Below are 14,652 nucleotides of genomic sequence, written 5' to 3' on the forward strand. Positions count from 1 at the left end.
TTTAATGCGCGTGGGTAATGCCTTCAGACCCTGTGGCCTGCGCGTCGCACCTTTGAGATAGCCGTCCTCCATGTTTGGTTCCAACGACGACAAGAAGCCCTCCATCCCCTCTGTGCCAGCCTCTACCGAGAAGCCAGCCGAGAAGAAAGACCTGTTCGGCTGGCTGCGCAAGAAGCCGCAAGCGTCGGCCAATCCTGAACCTCAACCGACGCCGGTTGGCGAGCAGCCGGTTGTACCGACTGTCACTGAGTCCGCCGCTGAGCCCGTGACGCCGGTAAGCGAAGAAGTTGCTGCGCCCGTCGTAGCACCGGTCGTTGCCGCCGAAGCCGTTGCTGCGCCACAGCCTGTTCCGCTCGCGCCCGTTGAGCCGGCCTCCGCTTCTGCTCCCGCGCAGGTTGAGGTCAGTGAAGCCAATCCGCTGCCCCGCCCGTCGCGGTTCCGCATCAATGCCGGCAGTGAAGTGCTGCATGCGCATATTGACGTGCCCGTGCCCGCTGAGCCGGTTAGCGCACCGCCTGTGGCTGAACCCGCCGCTGTGCAACCAGCCGCTACACCGGCCAAAAGCGCCGAGGAAAACCGCTCGGGCTTCCTGGAGCGTCTCAAGCAAGGTCTGTCGAAAACCAGCGCCAGCCTGGGCGAAGGCATGGCCAGCCTGTTTCTGGGCAAGAAAGCCATCGACGATGACCTGCTCGAAGACTTGGAAACCCGCCTGCTGACCGCCGACGTCGGCGTCGAAGCCACCACGGCGATTATCGGCAATCTGACCAAGCGCGTGGCACGCAAGGAACTGGCCGACAGCGGCGCGCTGTACAAGGCGCTGCAGGACGAGTTGACCGCGCTGCTCAAGCCGGTCGAGCAACCGCTGAAAATTGATAGCGGCAAGCAGCCCTATGTGATTCTGGTGGTTGGGGTAAACGGCGCGGGCAAGACCACCACCATCGGCAAGCTGGCGAAGAAACTCCAGCAGGACGGCAAGAAAGTCATGCTCGCCGCCGGCGATACCTTCCGCGCCGCGGCTGTCGAGCAATTGCAGGTGTGGGGTGAGCGCAACCAGATATCGGTGATTGCCCAGCACACCGGTGCCGACTCCGCATCGGTGATCTTCGATGCCGTGCAGGCCGCCAAGGCACGCGGCATGGATGTGCTGATCGCTGATACTGCCGGGCGCTTGCACACCAAAGACAACCTGATGGAAGAGCTGAAAAAGGTGCGTCGGGTAATCGGCAAGCTCGACGAGACCGCACCGCACGAAGTGCTGCTGGTGCTGGACGCCGGCACCGGGCAGAACGCCATCAGCCAGGCCAAGCAGTTCAACCAGACGGTCAACCTCACCGGCCTGGCGCTGACCAAGCTGGACGGCACCGCCAAGGGCGGGGTGATCTTCGCCCTGGCCAAGCAGTTCGCCTTGCCGATTCGCTATATCGGGGTGGGCGAGGGCATCGATGACCTGCGCACCTTTGAGGCCGAAGCCTTTGTCCAGGCGCTGTTCGCGGAGAAATAGGGATGATCAAATTCGAGCAGGTCGGTAAGCGCTACCCCAACGGCCACGTCGGGCTGCACGAACTGAGCTTTCACGTCCGGCGTGGCGAGTTCCTGTTCGTCACCGGTCATTCCGGGGCGGGCAAGAGCACCCTGTTGCGGCTGCTGCTGGCGATGGAGCGACCGAGCAGTGGCAAGCTGCTGCTGGCCGGGCAGGACCTGTCGCATATCACCAATGCGCAGATTCCGTTCCTGCGCCGGCAGATTGGCGTGGTGTTCCAGAACCATCAACTGCTGTTCGACCGCAGCGTGTTCGACAACGTGGCGTTGCCGTTGCAAATTCTTGGGTTGTCCAAGGATGAGATCGGCACCCGTGTGCGTACTGCCCTGGAGCGTGTGTCCCTGGCCGACAAGGCCGAGCAGTTCCCGGGTGATCTGTCCACCGGTCAGCAGCAGCGCGTCGGCATCGCCCGCGCCGTGGTGCATCGCCCGGCGTTGCTGCTGGCGGACGAACCGACCGGTAACCTCGACCCGCGCCTGGCCGCGGAAATCATGGGCGTGTTCGAAGACATCAACCGCCTGGGCACCACGGTACTGATTGCCAGCCACGACCTGGCGCTGATCGCGCGCATGCGCCACCGCATGTTGACCCTGCAACGCGGCCGATTGATTGGTGATGGGGAGGCTTCAGTATGAGTGCTACACGCATGCCACCTCCGCAGCCGGCGCAACGCGTTGGCGCGGCACCGAAGAAATCCGAGTCGCCAACGCCGGGCGATGACGGCCCAAGCTTTACCCATCAGCTGCATGCCTGGCTGGAAAACCACCGCGCCAGTCTGGTCGACAGCCTGCGCCGGTTGGGCAAACAGCCGATCGGCAGCTTCTTTACCTGTCTGGTGATGGCTGTGGCCCTGAGCCTGCCCATGGGCCTGGCCTTGTTGCTGGATAACGTCGAGCGTCTGGGCGTGTCCTGGCAGCGCGCGGCGCAGATTTCCCTGTACTTGCAGATCGACGCCAGCGAGGCCCAGGGTCAGGCGCTGCGTGAGCAGATCGCGGCGATGGATGATGTCGAAGAAGCTGAGTGGATCAGCCGCGAACAGGCGCTGGCCGAGTTCCAGCAACAGTCAGGATTGGGTGAAGCGCTCAAGGAACTGCCGGATAACCCGCTGCCTGGGGTGATAGTGGTGACGCCGCAGCAAGTCGACAAGGTCGCCCTGGAAGCCTTGCGCCTGCGCCTGGCCGAACTGCCACGGGTGCAGCAGGCGCAGCTCGATCTGCTCTGGGTCGAGCGTCTGAGTGCCATGCTCAAGCTCGGCGAGCGCTTTGTCTTCGGCCTGACCCTGCTGTTGGTGATGGCGCTGCTGCTGGTGATCGGTAACACCATTCGTCTGCATATCGAGAACCGCCGCACCGAGATCGAAGTGATCAAGCTGGTCGGCGGTACCGATAGCTATGTGCGCCGTCCCTTCCTTTATATGGGCGCGTTGTACGGGATTGGCGCAGGCGTATTCGCCTGGTTGCTGCTGGCCTTTGGCCTGGACTGGCTAAACGACGCCGTGGTGCGTCTGGCCGGTTTGTACGGCAGCGACTTCGCCCTGGATGGCGTGCCGATGGCTGATGGTCTGTCGCTACTGCTCGGCGCCGTGCTGTTGGGCTATATTGGCGCCTGGCTGGCTGTGGCAAGGCACTTGAGCGAGCTGGCCCCTAGGTAGTAAGTTATTGTTTTGGTTGATATTGACTATGTGTAAGGGAACTTGTACCGCGGTATAAAGTCCCATGGGGCAGTGCTAGACTGCTCCACGATCTCGTAAGTCGGAGGATTCAAATGTCCACTTCTTTGCAACCTGTTCATGCTCTGGTTCCGGGTGCCAACCTGGAGGCATACGTGCATGCGGTAAACGGCATCCCGCTGTTGACCCCCGAGCAGGAGCGTGAACTGGCTGAAAATCTCTATTACAAGCAGGACCTCGAAGCCGCCCGTCAGATGGTGCTGGCTCACCTGCGTTTCGTTGTGCATATCGCCCGCAGCTACTCCGGTTACGGTTTGGCCCAGGCTGACCTGATTCAGGAAGGCAATGTCGGCCTGATGAAGGCGGTCAAGCGTTTCAACCCGGAAATGGGTGTGCGCCTGGTTTCGTTCGCCGTGCACTGGATTCGCGCCGAAATCCACGAGTTCATCCTGAAAAACTGGCGCATCGTCAAAGTCGCCACCACCAAGGCGCAGCGCAAGCTGTTCTTCAACCTGCGCAGCCAGAAGAAGCGTCTGGCTTGGCTGAACAACGATGAAGTGCATGCCGTGGCGGAAAGCCTGGGCGTTGAGCCGCGTGAAGTGCGCGAGATGGAAAGCCGTTTGACTGGCCACGACATGGCCTTTGATCCGGCTGCCGAGGCGGACGACGAAAGTGCCTTCCAGTCGCCGGCGCATTACCTGGAAGACCACCGCTACGACCCGGCGCGTCAACTGGAAGATTCTGACTGGAGCGACAGCTCTACCGCCAATCTGCATGAAGCACTGGAAGGTCTGGACGAGCGCAGCCGCGACATTCTCTACCAGCGCTGGTTGGCGGAAGAGAAAGCCACGCTGCATGACCTGGCCGCCAAGTACAACGTCTCGGCCGAGCGCATCCGGCAGCTGGAAAAGAACGCGATGAACAAGCTCAAGGGCTCGATCGCCGCGTAATCAGCAGGCAGCATGTCACAGAAAAAAGCCGCACTCGGGTCAAGGCGTTGGCTTAATCTGTTGATGCAGATCTCCAACACCTTGATCTGAAAGCCAAAAAACAGAAATCCCCAGCAGAAAATGTTTTCTCTGGGGATTTTTGCTTCTAGCCCTGATGCAACCTGGCCCTCGGGGAAACCTTCAACAGATTTCCCCAACGGCTAGCACTCGGGTGCGGCTTTTTTATGCCTGAAGAATTATGGCAGCCAGCTTGGCCACCACTCGGGCCGCTTGGGTTGCAGGCGGTTGAGGTAATGGCTGCCGCCCAGTTGCCATATCTGTTGGCGAATCCAGCTGGCTCTGCGGCTGATGTGCGCACTTGGGCGGCTGGCGCTCCACTCGCGCGGGTTGGGTAGCACGGCCGCCAGCAGGCTGGCCTGTTGGCGGCTCAGGTACGGCGCGCCGCGCTGGAAATGATGGCGCGCTGCCGCCTCGGCGCCGAACACGCCATTACCCCATTCGACGCTGTTGAGGTACAGCTCAAGAATCCTTTGTTTGGGTAGCAATAATTCGATTAGCCCGGTGAACCACACTTCCATGCCTTTACGCAGCCAGCTGCGGCCGGACCAGAGAAACAGGTTCTTCGCCACTTGCTGGCTAAGGGTACTGGCGCCGCGCAGCGAGCCACCTTGCTGGTTGTGCTGCAGAGCGGCCTGGATGGCCGTGACGTCGAAGCCCCAGTGCTCGGCGAACTTCTGGTCTTCGCCGGCAATCACCGCCATCTTCAGGTCGTCCGGCAGCTCCGCCCAGGGTCGCCAGCTGCGCTGCAGGTCAATCGGCTGGCCGTCGAGCCAGGATTCGACTTTGCGCTCGACCATCAGCGCCGTGCCGGGCGGTGGTACCCAGCGCAGCAATAGCACCAGCAATGCCGAGGCGAGCATCAGCCAGAGCAGGAGTTTGAGCAGGCGACGAGCGATGGATCGAAACATGCGTGCTTGGCCGGGATGAATTTGCCGGCCATTATAGCCAGCCATATTTATATAGCTGGAGTGATGCATGGCTCGTCTGTGGTTATTGCTGTCCGCCTGTGCCGGCTTTACCGGCGTCGCCCTGGGTGCCTTTGCCGCACACGGCCTGAAGAACCAGCTGACGCCGGCTTATCTTGCGGTATTCCAGACGGGCACCCATTACCAGTTGATTCATGCACTGGCGCTATTCGGCGTTGGCCTGCTGGCCCTGTTGCGCCCGGTAGCGCTGGTCAATTGCGCCGGTGCGTTGTTTGCCCTGGGCATCCTGCTGTTCTCCGGCAGCCTGTATGCCCTGACCCTGACCGGTATCAGCGCGCTGGGCATGGTCACGCCCTTTGGCGGCCTGGCGTTTCTTGCCGGTTGGTTGTGTTTGGGCATAGCGGCCTGGAAACTGGGTACGCGCAATATCGCCTGACCCGTAAGTCAGAAAGCAGGACGAGCGGCAGCCTTTAGCCTTGGTCATCGCCCTTGATCAGGCTAGAATGCCGGCCCTTTTCCCAGTTGTGACCGACCCGTCATGCGTATTCAGTTAAACGGTGAAGCATTCGAATTGCCCGACGGGGAAACCGTCGCCGGGTTGATCGGCCGTCTGGATCTGGCCGGACGCCGCGTGGCGGTCGAACTCAATCTGGATATCGTGCCGCGCAGCCAGCACGCCACCACCGCCTTGCGCGAGGGTGACCAGGTTGAAGTGGTCCACGCCATTGGCGGTGGTTGATTCCCGCTCATCGGTTTATCGCGTTCAGACAGCCGCCCACCTTCACGAGGATTCCCCATGAGCCATGCGCCCAGCGACAAGCCCTTTACCCTGGCCGGCCGCACCTATCAGTCGCGCCTGCTGGTCGGTACCGGCAAGTACAAGGACCTCGAGGAAACCCGCCTGGCCATCGAGGCCTCGGGTGCCGAGATCGTCACCGTGGCGGTGCGCCGGACCAATATCGGGCAGAACCCAGGCGAGCCGAACCTGCTGGATGTGATCTCGCCGGACAAATACACCATCCTGCCGAACACCGCCGGTTGCTACGACGCCGTTGAGGCGGTGCGTACCTGCCGTCTGGCTCGCGAGCTGCTCGACGGCCACAAGCTGGTCAAGCTGGAAGTGCTGGCCGACCAGAAAACCCTGTTCCCCAACGTGATCGAAACCCTCAAGGCCGCCGAAGTACTGGTCAAGGACGGCTTCGACGTGATGGTTTACACCAGCGATGACCCGATCATCGCCCGTGAACTGGCGGCCATGGGCTGCATCGCGGTGATGCCGCTGGCTGGGCTGATCGGCACCGGGCTGGGCATCTGCAACCCGTACAACCTGCGCATCATCCTCGAAGAGGCTACCGTTCCGGTATTGGTCGATGCCGGTGTCGGCACCGCGTCCGATGCCACGATTGCCATGGAGCTGGGCTGTGAGGCGGTGTTGATGAACAGCGCGATTGCCCATGCGCAGAACCCGATCCTGATGGGCGAGGCGATGAAGCACGCGATCATCGCCGGGCGCATGGCCTACCTGGCCGGGCGTATGCCGAAGAAACTTTATGCCAGCGCCTCGTCGCCGCTGGATGGCCTGATTAAGTAAAAGCACTTTAAGAGCACAGCATGACTGATTTGCCACAACAGCCTGAGCCGGCTGAAGACACCTCCAAGCATCGCGCGATCAAGAGTTTCGTGATGCGTGCCGGGCGCATGACTGAAGGTCAGCAGCGCGGCCTCGATCAGGGCTGGCCGAAGTTCGGTCTGCAGCTGGAGGATGGCCTGCGCGATTTCGACCAGGTGTTCGGTCGCAGTGCGCCGCGTACCTTCGAGATCGGCTTCGGCATGGGCCATTCCACACTGGAAATGGCGGCCGCTTCGCCCGAGCAGGACTTTATCGGCGTAGAAGTGCACCGTCCGGGTGTTGGCGCGCTGCTCAACGGCCTGATGACGCAGAACCTCAGCAATATGCGTGTCTACAGCTGCGATGCCCTGGACGTACTGCGTAACTGCGTGGCCGACGCCAGTCTTGATCGGGTACTGCTATTCTTCCCAGACCCCTGGCATAAGGCCAAGCACAACAAGCGGCGGATCGTGCAGCCGGCGTTTGCCGAGCTGGTGCGGCAGAAGCTCAAGGTGGGTGGCGTGCTGCACATGGCCACCGACTGGCAGCCCTATGCTGAATACATGCTGGAAGTGATGAGCGTGGCACCCGGCTACCAGAACCTGGCCGCCGATGGCCAGTATGTGCCACGCCCGACAGAGCGCCCGACTACCAAGTTCGAGCGTCGCGGCGAGCGGTTGGGGCATGGCGTATGGGACTTGAAGTTCCAGCGCATTGACTGATTGATCCACGCGCTGAGGTAACGGCGCAGCAAGACCATAAGCCCAGGGATGACTGCACTAGATCGGACTAATCCGACGCCTGCCAGGATGGCTCCTCACCAAGACGGCATATTTACCCGGCTACCACAGCCGGGTCATAAGAACAGCAGCCCTGCCTCTGGCCAGGCTGCGAGGAGATCGCTGTGTTGAGAACGCTTTCAATTCTGCTGCTGGCTACGTGCGCGCTACAGGCGCAGGCCAAAGTCGACAGTGCTCAGGCTGCACGCCTGGGGCAGGACCTGACGCCGCTGGGCGGTGAGCGCGCGGGTAACGCCGCCGGCACCATCCCCGCCTGGGACGGTGGCTTGGCGCAGCCGCCGGCCAACTACCAGCCCGGCATGCACCACCCGGATCCCTACAGCAGCGATGTACCGCTGTATCAGGTCAACAGCCAGAACCTGGCGCAGTACCAGGCGCAGCTGCCGGCCGGCCTCAAGGCGCTGCTGGAAAAGAACCCGGACTACGCCCTGCGCGTGTTCCCGACCCGGCGCAGTGCGGCCGCGCCGCAGCGGATCTATGACGCTACACGCTTCAATGCACTGAACGCCGAGCTGATTTCTGGTGGCAACGGTGTAGCCGGCGTGGCGGCCGGGATTCCTTTCCCGTTGCCGCAGACCGGCCAGGAAGCGATCTGGAACCACATCATGCGTTACCGTGGCGATCAGATCAGCTTTGTCACCAACCAGGCGGCGGTACTGAGCAACGGTGCCTATAACCTGCTCAAGCTGGAACGTGACATCTACTTCCTCTACGGGCGTGAAGGCGTCAGCCCGCAGGACCTGGACAACACCCTGTTCTACTACAAGTACAAGGTGGTCGCGCCTGCCAAGCTCGCCGGTTCGGCGCTGGTGGTGCAGGAAACCCTCGACCAGGTGCTGGCGATCCGCAAGGCCTGGCGCTTCAACCGTGGCGAGCGCCGCGTACGTCGTCTGCCGATGCTGGCCTACGACACCCTGCAGCCGGATACCAACGGCATGGCCACCGCCGACGTAGTCGACTCCTATAACGGTGCACCGGATCGTTACGAGTGGACCCTCGTGGGTAAGCAGGAAATGCTGGTGCCGTACAACAGCTACGCCGTGCACCAGAAGGGCATCCCTTACGACAACATCCTGCGCAGCAACACCGTCAACCCGGAACTGCTGCGTTATGAACTGCACCGTGTCTGGGTGGTTGATGCCGAGTTGCGCAAGGGCTTTAGCCATCCGTATGCCAAGCGTCGCTTCTACATCGACGAGGACAGCTGGCAGATTCTCGCCGCCGACCTCTACGACAAGAGCGGCGAGCTGACGGGTGTGCAGGAAAGCCATCCGATCAGCTACTACGACGTACCGATGTTCGGCAGCACCCTGGAGACCATCTACGACTTCAAGGGCAAGCGTTACTTTGTCGACGGCCTGGACAACAACGAGCCGATGTACAACTTCAACGCCAAGCTGACGCCGCGCGACTTCACCCCGCAGGCGCTGCGCCGCGAAGGCAACTAAACCTCGCTTGCACTGAAAAAAACCGCCTCCCGCAGGCGGTTTTTTTATGGCTGTAGCCCGCGCGCTTGTGCCGCAGTCTGGCTGGGTGTTGATGCAGGACAACCGCGCCGAGGTTGTACTCGGCTACTGTCAGGGTTCGGTGTCAACGCCTACAAGGAGCCTGACCATGAGCATGATGAAAGCAGCGGTGTTTATCGAATCCGGACGTATTGAGCTGGTGGACAAGCCCATCCCGCCAGTGGGGCCCAATGATGCGCTGTTGCGGATTACCACCACGACCATCTGTGGCACCGATGTGCATATCCTCAAGGGCGAATACCCGGTGGCCAGGGGGCTGACCATTGGCCACGAACCGGTCGGCATCATCGAGAAACTGGGCAGCAACGTGCAGGGCTATCAGGAGGGGCAACGGGTGATTGCCGGGGCCATCTGCCCGAGTTTCAGCTCCTACGCCAGCCAGGATGGCTATTCCTCTCAGGATGGCGGCTGTAGCTGCCATGGTTACAAGCCCATGGGCGGCTGGCGCTTCGGCAACAGCATCGACGGTACCCAGGCCGAGTATGTGCTGGTGCCGGATGCTCAGGGCAACCTGGCTCCGGTGCCGGATGGTCTGACTGACGAGCAGGTGCTGATGTGCCCGGACATCATGTCCACCGGGTTTGCCGGCGCGGAAGCCGCGAATATCAAGATCGGTGATGTGGTCGCCGTCTTCGCCCAGGGGCCAATTGGCTTGTGCGCCACGGCCGGTGCCAAGCTGCGCGGGGCGAGCACCATCATCGTGGTCGATGGTGTCGAGCAGCGCTTGCAGATTGCCCGGCAGATGGGTGCGGATGTCACCCTGAACTTCAATCAGGTCGATGTGGTCGAGGAAATCCTGCGCCTGACCGGGGGCCGTGGTGTGGATGCGGCCATCGAGGCGTTGGGCCTGCAATCCACTTTCGAAAGCGCATTGCGTGTGCTCAAACCGGGCGGCACGTTGTCCAGCCTGGGCGTGTACTCTACGGATCTGGTGATCCCGCTGTCGGCGTTCCACGCTGGTTTAGGTGACCACAAGATCGTCACCTCATTGTGCCCGGGCGGTAAGGAACGCATGCGCCGGCTGATCAATGTGGTGGCCTCCGGGCGCGTCGACTTCGGCGCACTGGTGACGCACCAGTATGCGCTGGATGAGATCGTCGCAGCCTACGATCTCTTTGCTCACCAGCGCGACGGCGTGCTCAAGGTGGCGATCAAGCCGTTTTCTGAGTGCTGATTTAGTTGCGGTCGGCGAGGATGCCGATGATAAAGAACACCAGGATCAGCACCGGGGCCAGGGTGAAGTTGTTGAACAGACCCAGGCCTTTGGCCAGGTAGGGTGTGGCGAAGATGATCAGCAAACCGTAGCCCAGCGCACACAGCAGTACGAAGATCAGTGTGCGGAAGATGAAGTTCATGCTGGCGGTATTGCGTTGTACCCAGGCGTTGATGCCAGGGCCGAACAGCACCAGCAGGGTGGCCATGATTGCCAGGGAAATATCGTAGAGGTGGCTGCGGCTCCAGCGCGACAGGGTGACGATCAGGTCGAGTAGCAGGTCCATCCGGTGTCCTTAGCCGTAGCGGCGTGTGCGTCAGGGTAGAAAATACTGCAGCAGGTCGTTGAGAAACAGCTGGCCTTCGCGGGTGGCGCACAGGCGTGTCGAATCGCTGTGCAGCAGGCCGCGCTTTTGCGCTTCGATGCGCGCGGCCGCAAGCTGGCTAAGCGGCAGGCCGGTGCGCTGAGTGAACAGTTCGCTGGCGACGCCGTCCGTGAGGCGCAGCACATTCATCAGAAATTCGAAGGGCAGTTCATCAGCACCCAGGACGCGCTCGCCGGCGCTGAAGCGTTTGCTGGCGTCGAGGTAGTCCTTGGGTAGGCGGGTTTTCCAGCTACGGCTGATGCGCCCGTCCGGCTGGCTGAGTTTGGCGTGGGCACCGGCACCGATGCCGAGAAAGTCGCCGAAAGCCCAATAGTTCAGATTGTGCCGCGCCGCTTTGCCAGGCTGGGCGTAGGCCGACACTTCGTATTGCGCATAACCTTCAGCGGTCAGCAGAGCCTGCCCGGCTTCCTGAATGTCCCAGAGAATATCGTCTTCCGGCACCTCGGGCGGCTGGTTCCAGAATACCGTGTTCGGCTCCACCGTCAGCTGATACCAGGAGAGATGTGTCGGCCCCTGGGCAATGGCGGTGCGCAGATCGCTCAGGGCATCCTCGATGGACTGGTTCGGCAGGCCGTGCATCAGGTCGAGGTTGAAGTTGTCGAAGCCGGCAGCACGGGCCATATCGGCGGCGTGTACCGCTTCGTCGCCGTCATGGATGCGCCCCAGGGCGATCAGTTTGGGTGCCTGGAAACTCTGCACGCCGATCGACAGGCGATTGATACCCAAGCGGCGGTAGTCCTTGAACTTGGCCTGCTCAAAGGTGCCGGGGTTGGCTTCCAGGGTGATTTCGATATCGGCGGCAAACGGTATGCGCCGCTCCACGCCTTCAAGCAGGCGGCCGAGGGCCTTGGCTGAGAACAGGCTGGGGGTGCCGCCGCCAAAGAAGATCGAACCCAGCGGACGGTTATGCACCTGCGCCAGATCAGCATCGAGATCGGCCAGCAGGGCGTCGACGTATTCTTCTTCCGGCAGGTTTGGCCCGGCGGTGTGGGAATTGAAGTCGCAATACGGGCACTTCTTCACGCACCAGGGAATGTGCACATAGAGTGCAAGGGGCGGCAGCGCAAAGCCGCCGCCGGACGCGGTGGTCATGCCAGGCCCAGCCGCTGTTTCAGCAGGGCCATGGCGCTGGCGCGGTGGCTGATCTGGTTTTTTTCGGCAGCCGGCAGCTCGGCGCTGGAACAGTCGCGCTCGGGCACCCAGAACAGCGGGTCATAGCCAAAGCCTTCCACGCCTTGTGCAGCGTGCAGGATACGTCCGTGCCAGAGGCCTTCGCAGATGATCGGCAGCGGATCGTCGGCATGCCGCACCAGTGCCAGGCAGCAGACGAACTGCGCGCCGCGCTCGGCATCCGGCACATTCTTCAGGGCGTCGAGTAGCTTGGCGTTGTTCGCCGCGTCACCCTGGCCATCGGCGTAGCGCGCCGAATAGATGCCCGGCGCACCGCCGAGAAAGTCCACCGCCAGGCCAGAGTCGTCTGCCAGCGCCGGCAAGCCCGACAGCCGCGCGGCATTGCGCGCCTTGAGGATGGCGTTCTCGATAAACGACAGGCCGGTTTCTTCCGGCTCGACCATGGAGAACTCGCCGACCGAGCGCACACGTACGCTGCTGCCGAGCATGGCCTGCAGCTCTTTGAGTTTGCCGGCGTTATGGCTGGCGAGTACAAGCTCGTTGAAAGGCATCATTCGTCTGGGAAGAATTCCTGGTTGAAGTCGAAGCTGTGCGCCACGCCATCGGCGGCACGCACGTTGATGGTGAAACGCAGCATCTCTCGCTGGGTGAAGTTGAATTGCGCCAGGTAATAGATTGCTTCACCTTCGTTGACCTGCTTGAAGCTCAGCGGCTGGCTGCGGCCGACCAGGTCCTTTACTTCGCCACTGACGCTGGCACTGCTGGCCTTGCCGGCCTTGAGCACGGAGATGTTCACCACGCCCTGAGTCTTGCTGCGCACCAGGCCGCTGGCGGCGGCAATGTCCGGCTGCAGAAAGCTGGAATTGAAGGCGATGTAGTGCACGTCGAGGTCGCCGAAGGTCTGCTTGCGTTCAGCCAGCGCGGGCAGGCTCAGGCACAGGGCGATCAACAGTAGTGCGATGCGGCGCATGGGGGGCTCCTGATAGCTAGTCTTGCGAGGCAGTCACCTAGTTGGCAATCTGCACGTCTTTGGCGGTAGGCCCGCTGATCCGGTAAATGCCGATTTCACCTAACAGATTAGGCCAGATACGGCTGGCCCAGCCGTGCCGGTGGTCGCGGTCCACGGCCAGGCGATCCATGACTTTCGCACCTTGATCGTGGCAGAGGTTTTCGAAGTCCTCGAAGGTGCAGAAGTGGATGTTCGGCGTATTGAACCAGGTGTACGGCAGAAAATCCGACACCGGCATGCGGCCCTTGGTGGTGAGGTACCAGCGGCACTGCCAATGGCCGAAGTTGGGGAAGGTGATGATGCAGGTCTTGCCGACCCGCAGCATCTCCGCCAGCACCTTGTCCGGGTAGTGCAGGGCTTGCAGCGACTGGGTCATGACCACCACGTCAAAGCTGTTGCTGGCGAAGTTGCCCAGGCCTTTGTCGAGGTTCTGCTCGATCACGTTGACGCCCTTGCTCACGCACTGGGCGATATTGTCCGCATCGATTTCCAGGCCGTAGCCGCTGACCTGCTTGTGTTCGGCCAGCCAGGCGAGCAACTCACCATTGCCGCACCCCAGGTCGAGCACACGGCTGCCTGCGGGAATCCATTCCTGGATGATTTCGAGGTCCGCGCGCATGACTACACCTTGATCCGTTTCATATAGCTGTCGAACGCCTGCAGATAACGCGGGATCGGCATCAGGAAGGCGTCGTGGCCCTGTGGCGCGTCGATCTCCAGGTAGCAGACGTTTTTCCGCGCGGCGGTCAGTGCATCGACGATTTCCCGCGAGCGTGCCGGCGAGAAGCGCCAGTCGGTGGTAAAGGACATCACGCAGAAATCTGCCGTGGCCTGTGCCAGGGTCTTGGCCAAGTCGCCGTCGAAGGCCGCCGCCGGGTCGAAGTAGTCCAGTGCCTTGGTCATCAACAGGTAGGTGTTGGCGTCGAAGCGCCCGGAGAACTCTTCACCCTGGTAGCGCAGGTAGCTTTCCACCTGGAATTCGACGCTGTGGAAGTCGTAGTTGAGCTTCTCGCTCTTCAAGCCACGGCCGAATTTCTCGCCCATGGCGTCGTCCGACAGGTAGGTAATGTGGCCGACCATGCGCGCCAGCATCAGCCCGCGCTTGGGGATCACCCCTTGTTCCTGGAAGTGTCCGCCGTGGAACTGCGGGTCGGTCAGGATCGCCTGGCGTGCCACTTCGTTGAAGGCGATGTTCTGCGCCGACAGCTTGGGTGCCGAGGCGATGGCCAGGCAGTGACGTACGCGCTCGGGGTAGCTGATGGTCCATTGCATGGCCTGCATGCCGCCGAGGCTGCCGCCGATTACGGCGGCCCACTGGCTGATGCCGAGGTTGTCGGCCAGTCGCGCCTGGCTGTGCACCCAGTCTTCCACGGTCATCACCGGGAAGTCGGCACCGAAGGGTTTGCCGGTGGCCGGATTGATGCTGCTGGGGCCGGTGGAACCGTTGCAGCCGCCAAGGTTGTTCAGGCTGACGACAAAGAACTTGTTGGTGTCGATCGGCTTGCCAGGGCCGATGCAGCTGTCCCACCAGCCCGGTTTACGGTCATCGGCGCTGTGATAGCCGGCGGCGTGGTGGTGGCCGGAGAGGGCGTGGCAGATCAGCACGGCGTTGCTCGCCGTGGCATTCAGCTGGCCATAGGTTTCGAAGATCAGTTGGTAGTCGGCCAGGCTGCGTCCACAGGCGAGCGCCAACGGCTCGGCGAAGTGCATCACTTGGGGCGTAACCAGGCCAACAGAGTCTTGAGGAAAGGCAGTCGACATCAACCCTGCTCGCAGTAAAGGAAGAGCCGCAGTCTAAAGAGCACCGCCCCAGGCGGCAAGCGCATGGGGCGGC

Annotated in this window: 17 protein-coding genes; 10 read left to right on the forward strand and 7 right to left on the reverse strand. The window is 61.9% G+C overall.

Annotated elements, in window-relative coordinates; translation table 11 throughout:
• Window positions 1-70 precede the first annotated feature (70 nt).
• From ftsY to rpoH, 4 genes are all read left to right on the forward strand, one after another.
• Window positions 71-1,501: a signal recognition particle-docking protein FtsY gene (gene ftsY / locus ACSQ17_RS12545; protein WP_436068967.1), complete on the forward strand. Its 1,431-nt coding sequence runs from the start codon at window positions 71-73 to the stop codon at window positions 1,499-1,501.
• Window positions 1,502-1,503: 2 nt separating this feature from the next.
• Window positions 1,504-2,175 (forward strand): cell division ATP-binding protein FtsE, encoded by a 672-nt coding sequence (ftsE, locus tag ACSQ17_RS12550; protein ID WP_233683376.1) that lies wholly within the window; start codon window positions 1,504-1,506, stop codon window positions 2,173-2,175.
• Window positions 2,172-3,191: a permease-like cell division protein FtsX gene (ftsX, locus tag ACSQ17_RS12555; RefSeq protein ID WP_436068970.1), complete on the forward strand. Its 1,020-nt coding sequence runs from the start codon at window positions 2,172-2,174 to the stop codon at window positions 3,189-3,191. The genes ftsE and ftsX overlap by 4 nt, the downstream gene beginning before the upstream one ends.
• A 113-nt stretch (window positions 3,192-3,304) precedes the next feature.
• Window positions 3,305-4,159, forward strand: a complete 855-nt coding sequence (rpoH, locus tag ACSQ17_RS12560; RefSeq protein WP_233683378.1) for an RNA polymerase sigma factor RpoH — start codon at window positions 3,305-3,307, stop codon at window positions 4,157-4,159.
• 236 nt (window positions 4,160-4,395) lie between these two features.
• Here the strand turns inward: rpoH and mtgA are convergent, their stop codons facing one another.
• Window positions 4,396-5,127: a monofunctional biosynthetic peptidoglycan transglycosylase gene (mtgA, locus tag ACSQ17_RS12565; RefSeq protein ID WP_436068972.1), complete on the reverse strand. Its 732-nt coding sequence runs from the start codon at window positions 5,125-5,127 to the stop codon at window positions 4,396-4,398.
• Between the two features lie 67 nt (window positions 5,128-5,194).
• Between mtgA and ACSQ17_RS12570 the strand changes: the two genes are divergently transcribed.
• The 6 genes from ACSQ17_RS12570 to ACSQ17_RS12595 all read left to right on the forward strand — a co-directional run bounded on the left by ACSQ17_RS12570 (window position 5,195) and on the right by ACSQ17_RS12595 (window position 10,254).
• A complete protein-coding gene (locus ACSQ17_RS12570) occupies window positions 5,195-5,581 on the forward strand; it encodes a DUF423 domain-containing protein (RefSeq protein WP_436068974.1) in 387 nt (128 codons plus the stop codon).
• Between the two features lie 102 nt (window positions 5,582-5,683).
• On the forward strand, window positions 5,684-5,884 hold the full coding sequence (gene thiS, locus ACSQ17_RS12575; RefSeq protein WP_436068976.1) for a sulfur carrier protein ThiS: 201 nt from the start codon (window positions 5,684-5,686) through the stop codon (window positions 5,882-5,884).
• A gap of 57 nt (window positions 5,885-5,941) precedes the next feature.
• The gene (locus ACSQ17_RS12580; RefSeq protein WP_090250159.1) at window positions 5,942-6,736 is read left to right on the forward strand and encodes a thiazole synthase; all 795 of its coding nucleotides are present in this window, start codon (window positions 5,942-5,944) and stop codon (window positions 6,734-6,736) included.
• 20 nt (window positions 6,737-6,756) lie between these two features.
• Window positions 6,757-7,476 carry a tRNA (guanosine(46)-N7)-methyltransferase TrmB gene (gene trmB / locus ACSQ17_RS12585; protein WP_436068979.1) on the forward strand — a complete coding sequence of 240 codons (720 nt, stop codon included), beginning with the start codon at window positions 6,757-6,759 and terminating at the stop codon, window positions 7,474-7,476.
• Between the two features lie 182 nt (window positions 7,477-7,658).
• A complete protein-coding gene (locus ACSQ17_RS12590; protein ID WP_436068981.1) occupies window positions 7,659-9,002 on the forward strand; it encodes a DUF1329 domain-containing protein in 1,344 nt (447 codons plus the stop codon).
• A gap of 166 nt (window positions 9,003-9,168) precedes the next feature.
• Window positions 9,169-10,254, forward strand: a complete 1,086-nt coding sequence (locus ACSQ17_RS12595; protein ID WP_436068983.1) for an NAD(P)-dependent alcohol dehydrogenase — start codon at window positions 9,169-9,171, stop codon at window positions 10,252-10,254.
• A gap of 1 nt (window position 10,255) precedes the next feature.
• Here ACSQ17_RS12595 and ACSQ17_RS12600 read toward each other — a convergent pair whose 3' ends face one another.
• Genes ACSQ17_RS12600 through metX form a run of 6 tightly spaced genes read right to left on the reverse strand, consistent with a single transcriptional unit; the run spans window position 10,256 to window position 14,579 of the window.
• Window positions 10,256-10,579: a DUF3392 domain-containing protein gene (locus ACSQ17_RS12600; protein ID WP_436068985.1), complete on the reverse strand. Its 324-nt coding sequence runs from the start codon at window positions 10,577-10,579 to the stop codon at window positions 10,256-10,258.
• Window positions 10,580-10,609: 30 nt separating this feature from the next.
• Window positions 10,610-11,770 carry a radical SAM family heme chaperone HemW gene (gene hemW, locus ACSQ17_RS12605; protein WP_436068987.1) on the reverse strand — a complete coding sequence of 387 codons (1,161 nt, stop codon included), beginning with the start codon at window positions 11,768-11,770 and terminating at the stop codon, window positions 10,610-10,612.
• Window positions 11,767-12,363, reverse strand: coding sequence for an RdgB/HAM1 family non-canonical purine NTP pyrophosphatase (rdgB, locus tag ACSQ17_RS12610; RefSeq protein ID WP_436068989.1), 597 nt, complete (start codon window positions 12,361-12,363; stop codon window positions 11,767-11,769). The genes hemW and rdgB overlap by 4 nt, the downstream gene beginning before the upstream one ends.
• On the reverse strand, window positions 12,360-12,779 hold the full coding sequence (locus tag ACSQ17_RS12615; RefSeq protein ID WP_436068991.1) for a DUF4426 domain-containing protein: 420 nt from the start codon (window positions 12,777-12,779) through the stop codon (window positions 12,360-12,362). Before ACSQ17_RS12615 ends, rdgB begins: the two co-directional genes overlap by 4 nt.
• A 37-nt stretch (window positions 12,780-12,816) precedes the next feature.
• A complete protein-coding gene (metW, locus tag ACSQ17_RS12620; protein ID WP_233683389.1) occupies window positions 12,817-13,437 on the reverse strand; it encodes a methionine biosynthesis protein MetW in 621 nt (206 codons plus the stop codon).
• A gap of 2 nt (window positions 13,438-13,439) precedes the next feature.
• Entirely contained in the window at window positions 13,440-14,579 is a 1,140-nt protein-coding gene (gene metX, locus ACSQ17_RS12625) for a homoserine O-succinyltransferase MetX (RefSeq protein ID WP_436068994.1), read from the reverse strand.
• Between the last annotated feature and the right edge of the window lie 73 nt (window positions 14,580-14,652).

The organism is Pseudomonas sp. LjRoot71 (assembly GCF_964253255.1).
Classification (GTDB): Bacteria; Pseudomonadota; Gammaproteobacteria; order Pseudomonadales; family Pseudomonadaceae; genus Aquipseudomonas.